Origin of the sequence: Pectobacterium brasiliense, from assembly GCF_016950255.1 — a bacterium.
Classification (GTDB): Bacteria; Pseudomonadota; Gammaproteobacteria; order Enterobacterales; family Enterobacteriaceae; genus Pectobacterium; species Pectobacterium brasiliense.
Window position 1 is genome coordinate 1,478,372 of the sequence record NZ_JACGFN010000001.1, and the last position, 15,879, is coordinate 1,494,250.

Consider the following 15,879-nt stretch of genomic DNA (forward strand, 5'->3'; position numbering starts at 1 on the left):
GCCAGCGTATCAGGCTGGTCGCGAATCTCGGCATCGTGTACGTCTCAATAACGTGTGGACATAATAATATGAAAACGTCGACGACCAAAAAACCAGCGATACAGCTTTTACTCTCACTCCTGTTCGATTCACGATGGATACTGGCGATTGCCACAATAGCCAGCGTCACCAATGGCATTTCCAGCGTTTTACTGATTACCTTAATCAACAAAGCGCTGCTGACACACACCGATGACTATGCACCGCTCGCCTGGTATTTTGCCATATTGACTGTCCTGGCAATTGCCTGCCGTATTCTCAGCGGCGTCATTTTTGCCAGACTGAGCCAGGGAACCATGGCGAAAATGCGCGAACTTATTTCAAGCCGCGTGGCTCGTGCGCCCTTCCGTCAGATAGAAGAACTGGGTGCCTCGCGTGCGCAGTCGATCATCACAGATGACTCCACCAATGTCTCGCTCTTGTTTTTCACGCTACCGAACATTGTGATGCAAGGTTCTATCGTCATCGGCTGTCTGGGATACCTTGCCTGGCTATCGCTCCCTATCTTCTTTTTAGCGCTGGCAATTGTTGTCATTGGCTCGCTGGGCTACAGCCTGGGTGGAAGTACGGCGTTCACCTCTCTGAGAGCCGCTGGACAGGCACAGGATCGCTTGTTTACCCACTTTAATGCGCTATTTTCTGGAGCAAAAGAGCTCAAATTACACGTCTACCGCGCACACGCATTTCTCAATCAGTCACTTGGTAAAGAAATCGACGCCGTACGCAAAAATCGTACCCGCGCCTTCGGTGTTTATGCTTTCGGCGTTGGCTGGATTCTCTTTCTGTTCTACAGCTTCCTTGGTCTGGTCATTTTTTCTCCCACCGTAATACCCGGGCTTGAATCAACCGCGCTGGCAGGCTACGTCATCGTATTTTTATTCATGCTGATGCCGCTGGAAGGATTACTCAATAGCGTTCCAACGTTAAATTCTGCCCGCGTCTCATTACGAAGAATTAGCGCGATATTATCTGAGCTGGACGAGCGCGACGCCATCGATCATACCGTCTCCGCACATGAATTTGGCAATGCAGAAACTATCCGTCTGTCCGGTGTCCTCCATAGCTATTACCGTGAGAAAGAGGACCGCGTGTTTCAGCTAGGGCCTATTGATATGACGCTCAGGAGGGGGGAAATTACGTTTCTGATTGGCGGCAACGGAAGCGGAAAAACGACACTTGCCAAACTGCTGATCGGCCTATATACGCCGGAAAGCGGCACCATTACCGTTGACGGTCACGAGGTCGTTGACAGTAATCGAGCCAACTATCGACAACTGTTCTCCGCCGTATTCTCTGACTTCCACCTTTTTGAATCACTGATTGGGTTGAATGATACCGACTCAACGCTGGACACTCGCGCTAATGCGCTGCTGGCCAAACTGCATCTGGAACATAAGGTCACGGTAGAAAACGGCTATTTTTCTACCCGCAACCTCTCGCAGGGGCAGCGTAAACGCCTCGCGCTGGTCGTAACCTATCTGGAGGATCGCCCTTTCTACCTGTTCGATGAGTGGGCGGCCGATCAGGATCCCTTATTCAAACGCGTCTTCTATCAGGAACTTCTGCCCGAATTAGCCGCGCGTGGTAAGGCGGTATTGGCGATCACACATGATGATCGTTTTTTCCACTTGGCCGATCATTGTATCAAGCTCGAGAACGGTCGGCTCATCGCTGATGAAGGTAATGCTGTTTAGCCATGGGGTCACTCTGGTTCGATAATGGAGTGACCCCCAAATGCCTCTTAACGACTAAAAGAACCGCTTCGTCACGCCTGACGATAAACTCTCCTCGGTTTCGCCAGAATGAATGATGGGTGTAAGCAAGCGAAACACGCTCTGGATTACGTGCATTCCAGACATCTTCCGCAAGGCGGATTTTTTCCTGAGCACCTTCAAGGGTGAATGGTGGGCGATGCCCGTCTGTCGGGGTTACGCATTTCTGAATGTTAGATGTGTACGAAGCCGTCTTATGCCGTAAAGTGCATCTCGATTCGATTTAAGAATCTGTGATATCTGTTTTCCTTTAGCCTGGAGATGCCTATACGCGGCATCTCCAGGAGAGATAAAAAAACAGGGTTATTTATAGGCAACCGTCATAATATTTTTGACGTAGTTGCCATTTTCAATTTCTGCGACAAAAGCTTCAGCATAGTCAGGATAAGAAATACTACTCTGACCCTTCGTATCTTTTTGCAGTGTTTTAGCGGCGACATGATAATGACCTATCTTGGCACCCGGCCCGATTTCTGCTGCTGGTGAGAAGAATGTCCACTCCAGATCGCTTGCTTTATTGATAATCTGGAAGGCTCTGTCGTGTGCCTGGCCGTATGGCCTGTAGTCTTCAGGAAAATAAGGTGCATCAACCAGTTTAGAACCCGGTGCAACCTCAAGGCTGCCAGCACCACCAACAACAATGACACGCTTTATGCCCGCTACCCGTGCAGCCGACACAATCGCTTTCGCCGCTTCAGTAACAGTATCAATATGATCGCCATGTGCTCCATAAGCACTTGCGAGGACATCAGCCCCTTTGATTGCTTCAGCGAAAGCGTGTGTATCAAATATATCAACGACTTTAAATTCAACAGCCTTCAGTGCTTCCGGTGCATTTCGGGGAGTGCGGACAATACCAATGAGCTCATGCCCCTTACGGAGTGCTTCTTTGGCAATTTCAGACCCAATTTTACCGGTAGGCGCTACGAGTGCAATTTTCATGATTATTCCTCTGATAATGAGTAAGTATGCCTTGGTGTTGGTGAAACAATCAGTTGGCGAATTCAGTCTACTGGCTCATTGGGTATGAAAAAACAGCGTAGCGGTGGCTGATTTGTTGCGTAAATCAGTCAAATCGTAGGTTCTAGGTTTAATGTATACGAGCAATTTCACTCAATTGCTTTGCGTATAAAAACAACCTATAAATACCGATTGTTGATGATGTCAGCTTAATTCTGCGAGGTTGTATGGACCGGATTACTGCGATGAAGGTTTTTGTGACAGTCGTAACGCACAAAAGCCAGACCGCCGCCGCAGAGCGACTCGATATGTCGCGGGCAATGGTTACGCGGTACTTGGCCGAGCTGGAAAGTTGGCTGGGTGCAAGGTTAATGCACCGAACAACACGTCGCTTTGGCCTGACTCCAACCGGAGAGGCCTGTCTATTACAGTGTAAAGAGGTTTTGAACCGCATTGAGTTGCTCGAAGCCGAGTCAAAAGTTGATGAAACTGAACCCAATGGGCTGTTACGCATCACCGCCAGTAGCTGGTTATGGCAAACGCATCTTTCTTCAGCTCTGACAGCCTATATGGCGCGTTATCCTGCTGTTAAAATTGACTTAATATTGGGAGAACAGCGCCTTAATCTGGTAGAAGACAGTATCGATCTGGCCATACGAATAACCAGCGATCTTGAGCCAGGCCTAATTGCTAAAAAATTTGCCACCTGCCATACCGTAATTTGTGCCTCTGCTGCCTATCTGACGCGAAACGGAACCCCTGAGCATCCTTCAGATCTTACGGCACATAACTGTCTTACCCATGTTTATTCCACTAAGTTTGAATGGCAATTTCGTCACCAGAACGAATTATACAGTGTGCCGATTAGCGGTAGTCTTTCCACGAACGAAGGTAATGTATTGATGGATGTGGCACTGCAAGGAATGGGTATCGCAAAGCTGCCTTTGTACCTTGCGGCACCCCATCTGGAAAACGGTTCGCTGATTCACCTCCTTCCAGACTACAAATCTCATGAAATGGGTATCTATGGGGTTTACACGTCAAGACAATTCATGTCGAAAGCACTACGCGCATTGCTGGATTTTCTTTCCGCTTATTTTGATATGCCGAAGCGTCAAATAATGTAGATCCACAGCACTGAGGCTCCCATCGACCAGCCACATACAAACGCTTTATCCATTTCAAGCATACAGAAGAAGTCATTTAGATCAGCAGACAAGCGCGAAATACGATTGGCAAAGGTCACCTTGTCAGAGCTGCTGCCGGAGCATCCGTTGCCCTATTCTTCTTTGCATCTGGTATACAAAAGGCAGCAGCACATCGCCAAATTATCAGAACAACGTCGCGTTCCGTCCGATGCTTATCTCAGGGATAAATGATGTCCGCAGCATTCTCTCGATAAGATTAATGTCCGTATTTAAAATTAAAACCTAATGCATCACCCGTGGTGTCGTATTCGCGGAAGTTGTAGATCAGCGGCTTCCATTTTGATGAATCAACAACATCACCTGCTCCTAATAGTTCACTCTCCACCCAGACATTAACAATATCCAGTTCGACAAGAATAAAACGACCTTTGTCCGTCGTGCTTACGGTTTTACATTCCGCCTGGATAGGACATTCAATCACCCGAGGCGGTGTAATATCGGTAGAGGCTTCAGTGTGAAGACCGACTTTGGAGAATTTATCGTGGCAGACCTGAACGCCCCATTTAATCTGACCTTCAGACAACGTATCGCTTCCAGTCAACTTACCCAGTTCTTCAACTTTCTCCCACAGTTTGTAATCCGGAATATTGATGACAACATCAGATCCAGATAATAAATTACTGTAGGTTTTACTTCCTTTCGTAACACCAATAATAATTTTATCGCCGAGAGAAATTGACGACGATATAGAAGCGACATTGACCTCTCCATTGTCATTATCAATCGTCGTAACAAGGAAAACGGGGAAACCATAATAAAATGAACTGAGTTTTACGTTCTTTTTCATTTGAGTTAAACCTCATCATAGAGTGGCGTTATATTTTCTCATTTTTACTCTTTTGATTTATTTTTAACAATAACCCCAATTGAGTAGCGATGACGATGCTTTATTACATTCGACATCCCCAATAAGTAGACCATCAAAAAATAACTTAATGTAACTATTCCTTGATGTTAGTTTTCATTTCAATCCATCGGCGAAGAAAAATAACCGACATGAGAAACGTTGAACCCTGATAATACGGCCTTTCTACGCAATGTTGCGGTATTGTAAAAAATTAATTAGCAGAAAATAATTCACAAACATTAAAAGAGGTATATGATATGCACTATATGGTTTTTTCCTTCCCGCCCTGCAATGTAGCTGGGTAAAGCATGAGGTTTAAACATGGAACGAATTGTTATACCAGCGAATTATGTTCATACCCGTACAACACCTTTCTGGACAAAAGAAACAGCCCCAGCGTCTATCTGGAAGCGCCATTTGGATGCAGGGACGCGGCAAGGCGTTTACCCGCGCTTGTGCGTAATGCAAGGGACGATTCGTTATTATGGCTACGCGGATGAGACAAGCTCTGAACCCGTCGAAACGCTAACTATCGAAGCCGGACAATTTGGCGTATTCCCCCCAGAAAAATGGCACAGAATCGAAGCGTTATCTGATGATACGCTATTTAACGTGGACTTTTATGTCGATCCAAAAATTTTGATAGAAGGTTGAGGTAAACATAATGACAAGTGAAAATAAAGGCTATTCATTAACACTGTTGAACCGCGAAAATAATGAAAAAAAAGAAAAAGTTTATCTTAAACCGATGGCTTTTTATGTGCCAGATTTCGCTGCAGGTGCAGTCGTGGAATTACTCAACGAGCTACCTTCAACCGGTGAAAATAAAAAAGGATTTTTGCTGACGGTCACGAACAATAATAACGGCGTGTCCGTTGATAAAGATCTCGCTACGATCGAAGAATTAAAAGACAAGACGATTTCAGCTGAAGCAGTAAAAGAGTTGGTTAATATCGTACGTGGCTACGATGCGGATGAAGACACTAACGTCTGCGGCTGGTAAAACCGTATAGCCTCATCATACTTCAAGTTGCACGTGTATCGATTTTCCGCAGCGTGGATTATTTAAGCGTTACCTTTCGTACCCCTACTCATTTAAAAAACAGGCGCTGGATGTCTTTTGACTTAACAAGCGCCCCTGTACCCTACCTGCGCTATATACAATCGAAGAAGCAAACTTGGCGAGTTTATCTCGTTCTGTTTTCGATAATCGGTTAAAAAGCACTATGTTTTATGCAACATGCCTGAGATTCATCGGCGCTGTCAGGCTAAATCCTCCATTCTGCTATTGCCATCACACTTACCCATTAAGGCTGCACGATCTGTTTGACTTTCCCGCGTGCGAGGACTTACAACAGCAGCACAGGCGTGTAACTAGTTTTCTAGGCAAGACCTGAAGCTCTCCCACTCAACATCATGGGAAGTGCTTCAGGTCTTTTTTCGTTTCTGGATCAGGGGAATCGTCGTATGAGCCACACAGCAGCAGATAATAACGCGACAGCCTATGCCACTACCGCTGAAAAAATCATCACGTTAGTCGGTGGAATTGACAACATTGAGCACATTGAACACTGTTCTACACGGCTACGGCTCAGTCTGTATGACAACAGCCTGGTAAACCAGAACGAACTGGAAAAGGTGCCGGGCGTGCTGGGCGTTCGGGTTAACGTACAGTGCCAGGTTATCATCGGCGGCGAAGTGATGCAGGTGTACGAGGCGGTGCAGAACCTCGCGGCAGGCCGTAAGAAAACAGATCGCGCCGTGCCAGCAAAAACCAATCGCACCGCTTTTGCTATCGATTTTATCATCAGCATTTTTCAGCCGCTGGTGCCTGCGATTGCCGGTGGCGGCGTGCTCAAATCGCTGTTACTGCTGCTGGATCTGCTCGGTTGGCTCACCAAAGACAGCTCAACGTATAAAGTGCTGGATAATATCGGTTCCGCCCCACTCTATTTTCTGCCGATTCTGGTCGGTATCACCACCGCGATGAAGTTGAAAGTGAATGTGCTGGTTGCCGTTTCCGCGGTCTCTGTGATGGTGCTGCCGGCCATGTCTAAACAACTGGCGGACGGTGCGGAATTTCTCTCCTTCGACCTGAAAAACGTCGCTTACGCGTCGCAGGTTTTCCCGGCGATTCTGTGCGTCATTTTTTATGCGCAAACCGAAAAGCTCTTCAATCGCTACTCGCCGAGCGCTCTGCGCATTTTCCTGTCACCGATGCTGTCGCTATTGGTTACCGTTCCCGTCACGCTGTTGGTACTTGGTCCGCTCGGTTATGAACTCGGTGCGGGTCTGGCTAGCGTGATCCTCTGGCTGTACAGCAAGCTGGGCTTTGTGGCGACAGGATTGCTCGCCGCTGCGCTGCCCTTCATGGTGGCGTCGGGGATGCATAAGCCAATGCTGCCCTATGCCGTTTCCTCCATGAGCCAGTTTGGCAAGGAAATGCTCTATCTGCCCGCGTCGCTTGCGCACAACATTGCCGAATCAGGTGCCTGTATGGCGATTGCGCTCAAGAGCAAAGACAAAACGCTCAAATCAACGGCGATTTCAGCCGGTATTTCTGCCCTATTCGGCATCACCGAACCCGCGCTATACGGGATTACGCTGCTGAATAAAAAAGCGCTCTACAGCGTGATCGCAGGTAGCCTGGTCGGCGGTGCGTTTATCGGTTGGATGGCGATTGAAGCCTTTGCGCTGGTTGGCCCCGGTTTGGCTAGCATCTCCATGTTTATCTCGCCGGAAAATAGCTGGAATATCGTCTATGCCATCGCCGGTGCGGTGCTCTCTTTTGTCATCGCCTTCCTCTCCGCCCTGTTCCTCTGGCGGGAAGAGAAACCTGTCATAGCCGTAGAAGAAAACCATCACGCGGTTACCGAATGCCAGTTCGCCAGCCCGATTGAAGGAAAAGTGATTGCGCTGGACAACGTGAATGATGAGATCTTCTCCAAACGTATTATGGGTGACGGCATTGCCATCATCCCCGAGAAAGGCGTGCTCTACGCTCCGGCGAACGGCACTATTGAGAACGTGTTTGAAACGGGTCATGCCGTCAGCATGCTCACCGACAGCGGTGCCGAACTGATTTTCCATATCGGTATCGATACCATCAAACTCAATGGTCAGGGCTTTCAGCCGAAAGTCACGGCCGGCCAACAGGTTAATACCGGCGATGTCCTCGTTGAATTTGACCTCGATAGCCTCATCGCTGCGGGTTACGATCCCGTCGTCATGATGGTTATCACCAACAGCGAGCGCTTTCGCGTGATACCGGAAGCCACTGACGTCGCCATCCCTCCTCACACCATCATCATGACCTTAAAGGAGTCTGTGTAATGGATAAAAACATCACATTCCCGGAACACTTTTTATGGGGCGGCGCGATTGCCGCGAATCAGGCCGAAGGCGCATGGAATGAAGACGGCAAGGGGCCGTCGGTCGCGGACGCTATTACCTGGAAGCCGAATCTCGACCTGAAGAATTACCATGCCCACATGGCGTTGACAGATGAAAACATCGCCGACGCGCTCAACGGAAAAAATGACGCGTTCTATCCCAAGCGGCGCGGCATCGATTTTTACCACCGCTACCAAGGCGATCTGGCGCTGTTTGCCGAAATGGGCTTCAAGGTGCTGCGCGTCTCTATCGCCTGGTCGCGCATCTTTCCGACCGGAGAAGACCGCGCGCCGAATGAAGCGGGCTTACAGTTTTACGACGATCTGTTCCGCGAGATGCGCAAGCACGGCATCGAACCGCTGGTGACGCTTTCACACTACGAAATGCCGCTGGCACTGAGTGAGAAATACAATGGCTGGGTGCACCGCAACGTGCTGGATGCCTTCGTACGCTTTAGCAACGTCTGCTTCGATCGCTATAAGGATCTGGTGCGCTACTGGCTGACCTTTAACGAGATCGACAGTATTCATCGTCATCCGTTTACCACCGCGGGTATCCGTGAAGAGAAAAGCGCGCCGGGACAGGCCAAGCAGGATATTTATCAGGGGCTGCATCACCAGTTTGTTGCCTCGGCTATCGTCACTCGCGACTGCCATGAAAAAATCCCCGACAGCCAGGTCGGCTGCATGCTGACCAAGCTGACGACCTATCCGCACTCCTGCCGCCCGGAAGATGTCGAAGCCGCGCTGAAAAAGAATCTTGAAAACTATTTTTATGCCGATGTGCAGGTGTTCGGTGAATATCCGCCGCTCATCAAGCGCGACCTTGAACGCCGCGGTATTCACATCACCATGCAACCCGACGATCTGGCCATTCTCAAGCAGCACACCGTGGATTTTGTGTCGTTGAGCTATTACATGTCGCTCACCGAATCCACACAGCCGGACGCCGAGAGAATCCCGGGAAATACCGTGCTGGGCGTGAAAAATCCGTACCTGCCGGCCTCAGACTGGGGATGGCAGATCGACCCTGTCGGGCTAAAAATTTCCCTGCTGGAGCTTTACGATCGCTACCAGAAACCGCTGTTTATTGTCGAAAATGGGCTGGGTGCGAAAGACGTTGTCGAAAACGGCAAAATCCACGATCCTTACCGCGTTGACTACTTCCGTTCACATTTCGAGCAAATGCGTGAAGCGATTGGCGAAGGCGTTGAACTGATGGGGTTCACCAGTTGGGGGGCGATTGACATCATCAGCGCGGGCACATCACAAATGTCCAAACGCTATGGCTTTATCTATGTCGATCAGGATGATGAGGGCAACGGTTCGCTGGCCCGTCTGAGGAAGGATTCGTTCTACTGGTATCAGAAGGTTATCGCGACCAACGGTGCCGACCTCACCTGACAGACGGCGCTGCCGCAGGCGACGTGCGCAATGACAGGAAATGCCTGTGATTGGGAAAACGTAATGAGAAAACCAGCATGATTGGAAGAAAAACGTGATTAAAGTGAAAAAAGCGTTAAATAACAGCATGCTGTTAGTCGACCATGAACAGCAGGAGATGATCCTGTTGGGTAAAGGCATCGGATTTGGTGCCAAACCCGGTTCATTGATTGATGTAACGCACGTTGAGCAGGTTTTCATTCCGCTGGAAAACCTGAAATCACGGCATTTTCTTTCATTGACCGACACCATTCCTGCGGCGTTTTTTGACATCACGCAGGAAATCGTCACGCTGGCGCAAAGTCAGTACGCCGAAAAGCTTAATTCGGTGCTGTTCTTTACGCTGGCGGAACATCTCTATTTTGCAGTTGAACGTAGTAAAACGGGCAACCACTTCATCAATAAGCTCAGTTGGGAAGTGAAACGCTATTACCAAAAAGAGTACGCCCTCGGCGTGCAGGCAAAAGATCGCGTGTCGGCACGCTTTAACGTCACGCTACCCGATGACGAAGCTATCAATATCGCATTCCACCTCATCAATGCCGCCGGCAGCGCCGAAATTGCCGATGCCCACCAGCAAGTGCAGTTGGTGAATCGTCTGGCGGAGATTGTCCGGTATAAGTTAAACAAGAATATTGATGTCAACGCCGTCGATTATCTGCGTTTTATCACCCATCTGCGCTATTTCTCCGAACGGGTAATTGCCCGTAAAATCGCACCGGGACGCACAGACGATTTCTATCAGGAACTGCTGAAACACTATCCTGAAGCGATGGCGATTTCCTGGGCCATCAGGGATTATGTGCAGGAAAAATACCAAATGGCCTTGCCGAAAGAAGAGCTTACCTGGCTGACCATGCATATCAGCCGGCTGGCCGAAAGCCAGACGCCGTAGCACTCGCCTCACTCAACATAATCATCTGGCGCTGTTTTACCCACGCGCAGACCAATAAGACAGCATGCCGTCTCGATGAGGCTGTATGTTGACCCGCATCACGATAACAACGCGCAAGCATTAATGAGATTGCAAACAAGAGTGATTATCATATATAGTTTTTATCACCTGCCGAAAATATCTCCTTATTTTATTAATTTACGCATCACATTCACTCTGGAGAAGATAATAACATGTCAAAAACGCTGTCTGTTCTGCGCAAAAAAGCGCGCCTGCTGACGCTGGCTTCATCCCTGATGGTGGCCTATGCCCTGCCTGCTGTTGCCGCAGATGATTCTCTGACTCTCTACACCACGCGTGAGCCTGGTCTGATTCAGCCGCTGCTGGATGCGTTCACCAAAGAGACGTCGGTTAAAGTGAATACCGTGTTCATCAAGGACGGCATGCTGGAGCGTGTGAAGGCAGAAGGCCAGAACTCACCGGCTGACCTGCTGATGACCGTTGATGCCGGTAACCTGATCGATCTGGTAGAAGCCGGTGTTACACAGCCGATTCAGTCCAGTGCATTAACCGAGGCTATCCCGGCGGCGCTGCGCGACAAAGATAACCAATGGTTCGGTCTGTCGATGCGTGCTCGCGTGCTCTACGCGGAGAAAGGTTTAGCGGTGGATAGCTTCCACTATGAAGATCTGGCCGATCCTAAGTGGAAAGGCAAAGTGTGCCTGCGTGCAGGCCAGCACCCGTATAACACAGCAATGATTGCAGCGATGATCGCACATCATGGTGAAGCCAAAACTGAAACCTGGCTGCGCGGTGTGAAAGACAATCTGGCGCGTAAAGCCACGGGCGGTGACCGCGACGTCGCACGCGACATCCTCGGCGGCATCTGCGATGTGGGTCTCGCGAACTCTTATTATGTCGGCCATATGAAGAACGCCAAAGAAGGCACCGATGCCCGTAAATGGGGCGATGCCATCAAGGTCGTCAAACCAACCTTTGAGAACGGCGGTACGCACGTCAATATCAGCGGTGCTGCCGTTGCACGCCACGCACCACATAAAGATCAAGCCGTGAAATTGATGGAATATCTGGTCTCCGCACCCGCTCAGCAGATCTATGCACAGGCGAACTACGAATATCCGGTTCGTAAAGGTGTCGCGCTGGACTCCACCATCGGCAGCACGATTGGTGAGGTGAATGTGGATAGCATTCCGCTGACTGACATCGTTAAATTCCGTAAACAGGCTAGTCAGTTGGTAGATAAAGTTGGATTCGATCAATAAGACCGGTTCGTCAACCCTGCGCGGCGCCTTCGGGCGGCCGCGCCTCTTTTTTTCTCCGCTTCGCATCGCCGCCGTCATCATTGCACTCGGTGTTCTGGCCCCGCTGGTTTCCCTGCTTTGGCTAGCGGCTGGCGCGGGTGTTGGCCATTGGGATCACCTGATGCGCTACGTGCTGCCCGATGCCGCACTCAACACGCTCATTCTGCTCGTCGGCGTCGGCGCACTCGTCATGGTGATTGGCGCAGGCTGCGCCTGGCTGGTGACCGCGTTTGATTTCCCCGGCAGACAGGTCGTTAGCTGGGCGCTGCTGCTACCGCTGGCGATGCCAACTTATATTGTCGCGTTTGCCTGGCTCGATCTGCTGCATCCTATAGGGCCGATTCAGGAAGCGATCCGCAGTCTGCTGGGTTACGACAGTCCGCGTCAGTTCCGCCTGCCGGATCTGCGATCTATGACGGGCGCGATTCTGCTACTCGGTCTGGTGCTCTATCCGTACGTTTATCTAACCATGCGCGCGATGTTTATCAGTCAGCCAGCACACTTGCTGGAAGCCGCACGCACGCTAGGATTGAGCGCAACGGGCACTTTCCTGCACGTCGCCCTGCCAATGGCGCGCCCTGCGTTGGCCGTCGGCACCAGTCTGGCCTTGCTGGAAACGCTGAATGATATTGGTGCCTCCGAATTCCTTGGGGTGAATACGCTGACCGTGACGGTTTACACCACCTGGGTCACCCGTTCGGATTTACCCGCCGCGGCGCAGATTGCCTGCACGATGCTGACGGTCGTTATCCTGCTGCTGACGCTGGAATATTACGGCCGGAAAAACCAGCGCTACGGCACCAGCCGACAAATGCGCGGCATCATGCCCGCACCGCTGAAAGGCGTACGTGCCTGGTTAGCAACCGGTGTGACCGCATTACCTATCCTGCTCGGCTTCATCGCCCCTGCCCTCTTTCTGGCATGGGAAAGCGCTAAACGGCTGGGCGATAGCGTGACGATCTCCGCGGGTCTGATACAGTCATTGCAGAACTCGCTGCTGCTGGCCGTTGGCGTCACGCTGGTCGTCACGTTCGTTAGCCTGATTATTGCGTGGTATGCCCGTCATTCAGCTATCACTGACCGTTCACAAGAACGCCGCCGCACGATACTGAGAATCGCCTCGCTGGGCTATGCCGTGCCCGGTACGGTACTGGCGATTGGCCTGCTGACGCCCGGCATGGCGACGGATAATTTTCTCGCTGGATTGATAGGCTATAAGGGATTGCCGCTGCTTTCCGTCGGTATCCTGCTGGTAGTCTGCTGCGCCATTCGCTTTATGGCGATTGGGATTGGTGCGCTTGATGCGGGGCTAACGCGCATTCCGCCCGTGATGGAACAGGCATCGCGTCTGCTGGGCGAAAGTGAATTCGTCACCTTTTTCCGCGTACACCTTCCCCTGCTGCGCCCCGCGCTGGTGACCAGTGCGCTGCTGGTGTTTGCCGACGCGATGAAAGAACTCCCCGCCACGCTGCTGCTGCGGCCGGTTAATTTCGAAACGCTGGCGACCGTTCTGTATGCCGAAGCCGCCAGAGGCACCTACGAAGAAGGCGCGATTGCAGCACTGCTGATCGTGCTGGCGGGTACGCTGCCCGTTGTGCTGCTGGCTCGCAGCCAGCTAAAAACGTCGGTTGAGAAAGAATGAAAATCATGAGGAAGAGTCAAGGTGTCTGAGGCTACACTCGTTCTGAATAATGTCCACGTCGCCTACGGGCACAAGCACAATGTGCATCACGTGCTGAACGGTTTTTCTATGGAAGTTACCGCGGGTGAACTGGCCTGTCTGCTGGGCGCATCAGGATGCGGTAAAACCACGGCTTTACGCGCGATTGCGGGTTTTGAGCACCTGACTCAGGGAACGATTCACGTCGGCGGACGCTGTGTGGCGGGCCCGGACGTGCATCTGCCGCCGGAACAACGCAACGTCGGGATGGTGTTTCAGGACTACGCGCTGTTTCCCCATCTGACCGCCGCGCAGAATATTGCTTTCGGCCTGAGAAAGCAGCCGAAGGATCTCCAGCAATCGCGCGTCCGCGCCATGCTTGAGCTGGTCGATCTTGTCTCGCTGGCACAGCGCTACCCGCATGAGATGTCCGGCGGACAACAGCAGCGTATTGCACTCGCGCGGGCGCTGGCCCCGCAACCTGCTGTGCTGCTACTCGACGAACCGCTATCCAGCCTCGATCCCGACAGCCGCAAACGACTGGGACAGGAAGTGCGCGACATCCTGCGCGACGCCGGACAAACCGCGCTCTTAGTCACGCACAGCGAACAGGAAGCCGAACTGATGGCCAGCCACATTGGCTATTTGAAAGCAGGTAAACTCGATAATATTTCGGTGAACCGAGACGTCTGATTCAGGTGGTTCACCCCTGACAAGATGGGAAATAATGAGTATGATTAAATCCTATCGGTATGTTGAAGGGGTAGATAATGAGAACAACACAGCAGATGAGTATAACGTTGCCAAATGAAATGGCTGCGCAAGTGAAAGCACGAGTTGCCAGCGGTGAGTACGCGTCAGAAAGTGAGGTTATTCGGGAAGGACTTCGAGCGCTGATTGCACGCGACAATGCAGTAGAGAATTGGTTGCAGGAACAAGTCGTTCCCGCCTGGAACGCGCTGCAACGCGGTGAAACAGAAAGCCTCAGCAGTAGCGACATGAGGAACAGATTAAAAGCCGAGTTCAGGAAGATGACCGGAGAAAAGTAATGGATTATAGGGTCGAATTCGCACCGGAAGCGGAGGAACAACTCGCAGCATTATACCGCTATATCGCGAGGGTTTCGTCACCCAAAACCGCACTCAGCTATACCGAAAGCATTATCAGTTATTGTGAATCGCTTGAGTTATTTCCTGAAAGAGGAAACCAGCGCAACGATATTTTTCCTGGACTGCGTGTCACTAATCACAGCAAACGAACACTCATTGCTTTTATGGTGGAAAAAGAGAAAAAAACGGTAACGGTTCTGGGCATTTGGCATGGCGGACAGGATTATGAAATCGACCTGCTGTCAGATGAAACTGATTAAATATATTGGGTTAGCGAGCTAACTTTCCCAAGTACATTATGGCAGTAACCTACAGGTTATCTATAAGCCACTGCCCATTTTCACGTTCGTTGGCCTGTATCGCTACGCTTTGCCCTGCCCGTGTTTATCCGCATACTCGGGACTGTTGATCCACTGGTGATCCGCTTCCCAGGTGAAACGCCACTGGCGCATCGGGCCAGCCATCACATTCAGATAGTAGCTGTCATAGCCTGCAAGGGTGGCGACCGGATGGTAGCCGCGCGGCACCTGCACCACGTCCCTATTGTAGACCGCCATACATTCATCTAATGACCGGTCATCGGTATAGACGCGTTGCAGGCAGAATCCCTGTTCTGGGTTCAAACGATGGTAGTAGGTTTCTTCCAGATAGGTTTCCTGCGGCGGATTATCGACATCGTGCTTGTGGCTGGGATAAGAGCTGGTGCAGCCTTCATCGGTGTACACTTCGACCACCAGCAGGCTATCTGCCGCTTTGTCCTCCGGCAAAATATTATGCACATAGCGCTGGTTATTACCGACGCCACGCTGCTCGGCGTCGATATTCTGCGGGGCGATCAACCGGGTCGGATATGTGCCGAACCCCGGTGCGGCGCAAACGGCCAGTTCCAGCGCGGTGTGCGCCGTCACCGTAATCGTCTCTCCCGTCGTGACATAAACCGCATAGGGTTTTCTGCGCTCAAACGGGCTCATTCTGTCGCCAATCTGCTCAAAGCGCTCACCCGGCGTGACAACCGTTGCCTTGCCGCTGACCACCACCAGACAGCGTTCGTTATCGCTGGCGGGCAGCGATAACACCTGCTCAGGTGCCAATTGATATACCTCGAACCCCACGTATCGCCAGCCCGCCGTTTCCGGCGTGATGTGCTGCGTACGGCCATGTTCGTCAGGGGCCCGATGGCGTGATAACAGTCGGGACATCTTTTGCCTCCTTTATCTCCCCCGACTTCACGC

The 15,879-nt window shown here is 51.1% G+C and carries 16 protein-coding genes; 12 read left to right on the forward strand and 4 right to left on the reverse strand.

The window, feature by feature from the left end; genetic code table 11:
* Positions 1-68: 68 nt before the first annotated feature.
* Entirely contained in the window at positions 69-1,733 is a 1,665-nt protein-coding gene (locus H4F65_RS06505; protein ID WP_010281474.1) for a cyclic peptide export ABC transporter, read from the forward strand.
* Here the strand turns inward: H4F65_RS06505 and H4F65_RS22130 are convergent.
* Both H4F65_RS22130 and H4F65_RS06515 read right to left on the reverse strand, forming a co-directional pair.
* Positions 1,705-2,034, reverse strand: coding sequence for a DUF1348 family protein (locus H4F65_RS22130; RefSeq protein WP_420850627.1), 330 nt, complete (start codon positions 2,032-2,034; stop codon positions 1,705-1,707). The genes H4F65_RS06505 and H4F65_RS22130 overlap by 29 nt on opposite strands.
* Before the next feature lie 80 nt (positions 2,035-2,114).
* A complete protein-coding gene (locus H4F65_RS06515) occupies positions 2,115-2,753 on the reverse strand; it encodes an NAD(P)-dependent oxidoreductase (RefSeq protein ID WP_010281471.1) in 639 nt (212 codons plus the stop codon).
* Positions 2,754-2,998: 245 nt separating this feature from the next.
* Between H4F65_RS06515 and H4F65_RS06520 the strand changes: the two genes are divergently transcribed.
* Positions 2,999-3,898 (forward strand): LysR family transcriptional regulator, encoded by a 900-nt coding sequence (locus H4F65_RS06520; protein WP_039319213.1) that lies wholly within the window; start codon positions 2,999-3,001, stop codon positions 3,896-3,898.
* 277 nt (positions 3,899-4,175) lie between these two features.
* Here the strand turns inward: H4F65_RS06520 and H4F65_RS06525 are convergent, their stop codons facing one another.
* Complete coding sequence (locus H4F65_RS06525; RefSeq protein WP_010281466.1) at positions 4,176-4,766, reverse strand: flavin reductase family protein; 591 nt, start codon at positions 4,764-4,766, stop codon at positions 4,176-4,178.
* Positions 4,767-5,147: 381 nt separating this feature from the next.
* Between H4F65_RS06525 and H4F65_RS06530 the strand changes: the two genes are divergently transcribed.
* The 10 genes from H4F65_RS06530 to H4F65_RS06575 all read left to right on the forward strand — a co-directional run bounded on the left by H4F65_RS06530 (position 5,148) and on the right by H4F65_RS06575 (position 14,907).
* Complete coding sequence (locus H4F65_RS06530; RefSeq protein WP_014914776.1) at positions 5,148-5,480, forward strand: TehB family protein; 333 nt, start codon at positions 5,148-5,150, stop codon at positions 5,478-5,480.
* 10 nt (positions 5,481-5,490) lie between these two features.
* Positions 5,491-5,829 carry a DUF1869 domain-containing protein gene (locus H4F65_RS06535; RefSeq protein WP_010281463.1) on the forward strand — a complete coding sequence of 113 codons (339 nt, stop codon included), beginning with the start codon at positions 5,491-5,493 and terminating at the stop codon, positions 5,827-5,829.
* Positions 5,830-6,293: 464 nt separating this feature from the next.
* The gene (locus H4F65_RS06540; RefSeq protein ID WP_010281459.1) at positions 6,294-8,159 is read left to right on the forward strand and encodes a beta-glucoside-specific PTS transporter subunit IIABC; all 1,866 of its coding nucleotides are present in this window, start codon (positions 6,294-6,296) and stop codon (positions 8,157-8,159) included.
* Positions 8,159-9,622, forward strand: a complete 1,464-nt coding sequence (locus H4F65_RS06545; protein WP_010281458.1) for a glycoside hydrolase family 1 protein — start codon at positions 8,159-8,161, stop codon at positions 9,620-9,622. Before H4F65_RS06540 ends, H4F65_RS06545 begins: the two co-directional genes overlap by 1 nt.
* Positions 9,623-9,716: 94 nt before the next feature.
* On the forward strand, positions 9,717-10,556 hold the full coding sequence (locus tag H4F65_RS06550; protein WP_010281457.1) for a PRD domain-containing protein: 840 nt from the start codon (positions 9,717-9,719) through the stop codon (positions 10,554-10,556).
* Between the two features lie 233 nt (positions 10,557-10,789).
* A complete protein-coding gene (locus tag H4F65_RS06555; RefSeq protein ID WP_010281456.1) occupies positions 10,790-11,839 on the forward strand; it encodes a Fe(3+) ABC transporter substrate-binding protein in 1,050 nt (349 codons plus the stop codon).
* Complete coding sequence (locus H4F65_RS06560) at positions 11,823-13,520, forward strand: ABC transporter permease (protein ID WP_010281454.1); 1,698 nt, start codon at positions 11,823-11,825, stop codon at positions 13,518-13,520. Before H4F65_RS06555 ends, H4F65_RS06560 begins: the two co-directional genes overlap by 17 nt.
* 21 nt (positions 13,521-13,541) lie before the next feature.
* Positions 13,542-14,231: an ABC transporter ATP-binding protein gene (locus tag H4F65_RS06565; protein WP_010281453.1), complete on the forward strand. Its 690-nt coding sequence runs from the start codon at positions 13,542-13,544 to the stop codon at positions 14,229-14,231.
* A 77-nt stretch (positions 14,232-14,308) separates the two neighbouring features.
* Positions 14,309-14,587: a type II toxin-antitoxin system ParD family antitoxin gene (locus H4F65_RS06570; RefSeq protein ID WP_010281452.1), complete on the forward strand. Its 279-nt coding sequence runs from the start codon at positions 14,309-14,311 to the stop codon at positions 14,585-14,587.
* The gene (locus tag H4F65_RS06575; protein WP_010281451.1) at positions 14,587-14,907 is read left to right on the forward strand and encodes a type II toxin-antitoxin system RelE/ParE family toxin; all 321 of its coding nucleotides are present in this window, start codon (positions 14,587-14,589) and stop codon (positions 14,905-14,907) included. The genes H4F65_RS06570 and H4F65_RS06575 overlap by 1 nt, the downstream gene beginning before the upstream one ends.
* Positions 14,908-15,009: 102 nt before the next feature.
* On the opposite strand, the gene iolB is transcribed toward H4F65_RS06575, so the two are convergent.
* Positions 15,010-15,846 carry a 5-deoxy-glucuronate isomerase gene (gene iolB / locus H4F65_RS06580; RefSeq protein WP_010281449.1) on the reverse strand — a complete coding sequence of 279 codons (837 nt, stop codon included), beginning with the start codon at positions 15,844-15,846 and terminating at the stop codon, positions 15,010-15,012.
* Between the last annotated feature and the right edge of the window lie 33 nt (positions 15,847-15,879).

Bases quoted from the DNA above. Each gene is read 5' to 3' on its own strand.
- H4F65_RS06505 (WP_010281474.1), top strand. From the start codon at position 69: ATGAAAACGTCGACGACCAAAAAACCAGCGATACAGCTTTTACTCTCA.
- H4F65_RS06515 (WP_010281471.1), bottom strand. From the start codon at position 2,753: ATGAAAATTGCACTCGTAGCGCCTACCGGTAAAATTGGGTCTGAAATT.
- H4F65_RS06520 (WP_039319213.1), top strand. From the start codon at position 2,999: ATGGACCGGATTACTGCGATGAAGGTTTTTGTGACAGTCGTAACGCAC.
- H4F65_RS06525 (WP_010281466.1), bottom strand. From the start codon at position 4,766: ATGAAAAAGAACGTAAAACTCAGTTCATTTTATTATGGTTTCCCCGTT.
- H4F65_RS06530 (WP_014914776.1), top strand. From the start codon at position 5,148: ATGGAACGAATTGTTATACCAGCGAATTATGTTCATACCCGTACAACA.
- H4F65_RS06535 (WP_010281463.1), top strand. From the start codon at position 5,491: ATGACAAGTGAAAATAAAGGCTATTCATTAACACTGTTGAACCGCGAA.
- H4F65_RS06540 (WP_010281459.1), top strand. From the start codon at position 6,294: ATGAGCCACACAGCAGCAGATAATAACGCGACAGCCTATGCCACTACC.
- H4F65_RS06545 (WP_010281458.1), top strand. From the start codon at position 8,159: ATGGATAAAAACATCACATTCCCGGAACACTTTTTATGGGGCGGCGCG.
- H4F65_RS06555 (WP_010281456.1), top strand. From the start codon at position 10,790: ATGTCAAAAACGCTGTCTGTTCTGCGCAAAAAAGCGCGCCTGCTGACG.
- H4F65_RS06570 (WP_010281452.1), top strand. From the start codon at position 14,309: ATGAGAACAACACAGCAGATGAGTATAACGTTGCCAAATGAAATGGCT.
- H4F65_RS06575 (WP_010281451.1), top strand. From the start codon at position 14,587: ATGGATTATAGGGTCGAATTCGCACCGGAAGCGGAGGAACAACTCGCA.
- iolB (WP_010281449.1), bottom strand. From the start codon at position 15,846: ATGTCCCGACTGTTATCACGCCATCGGGCCCCTGACGAACATGGCCGT.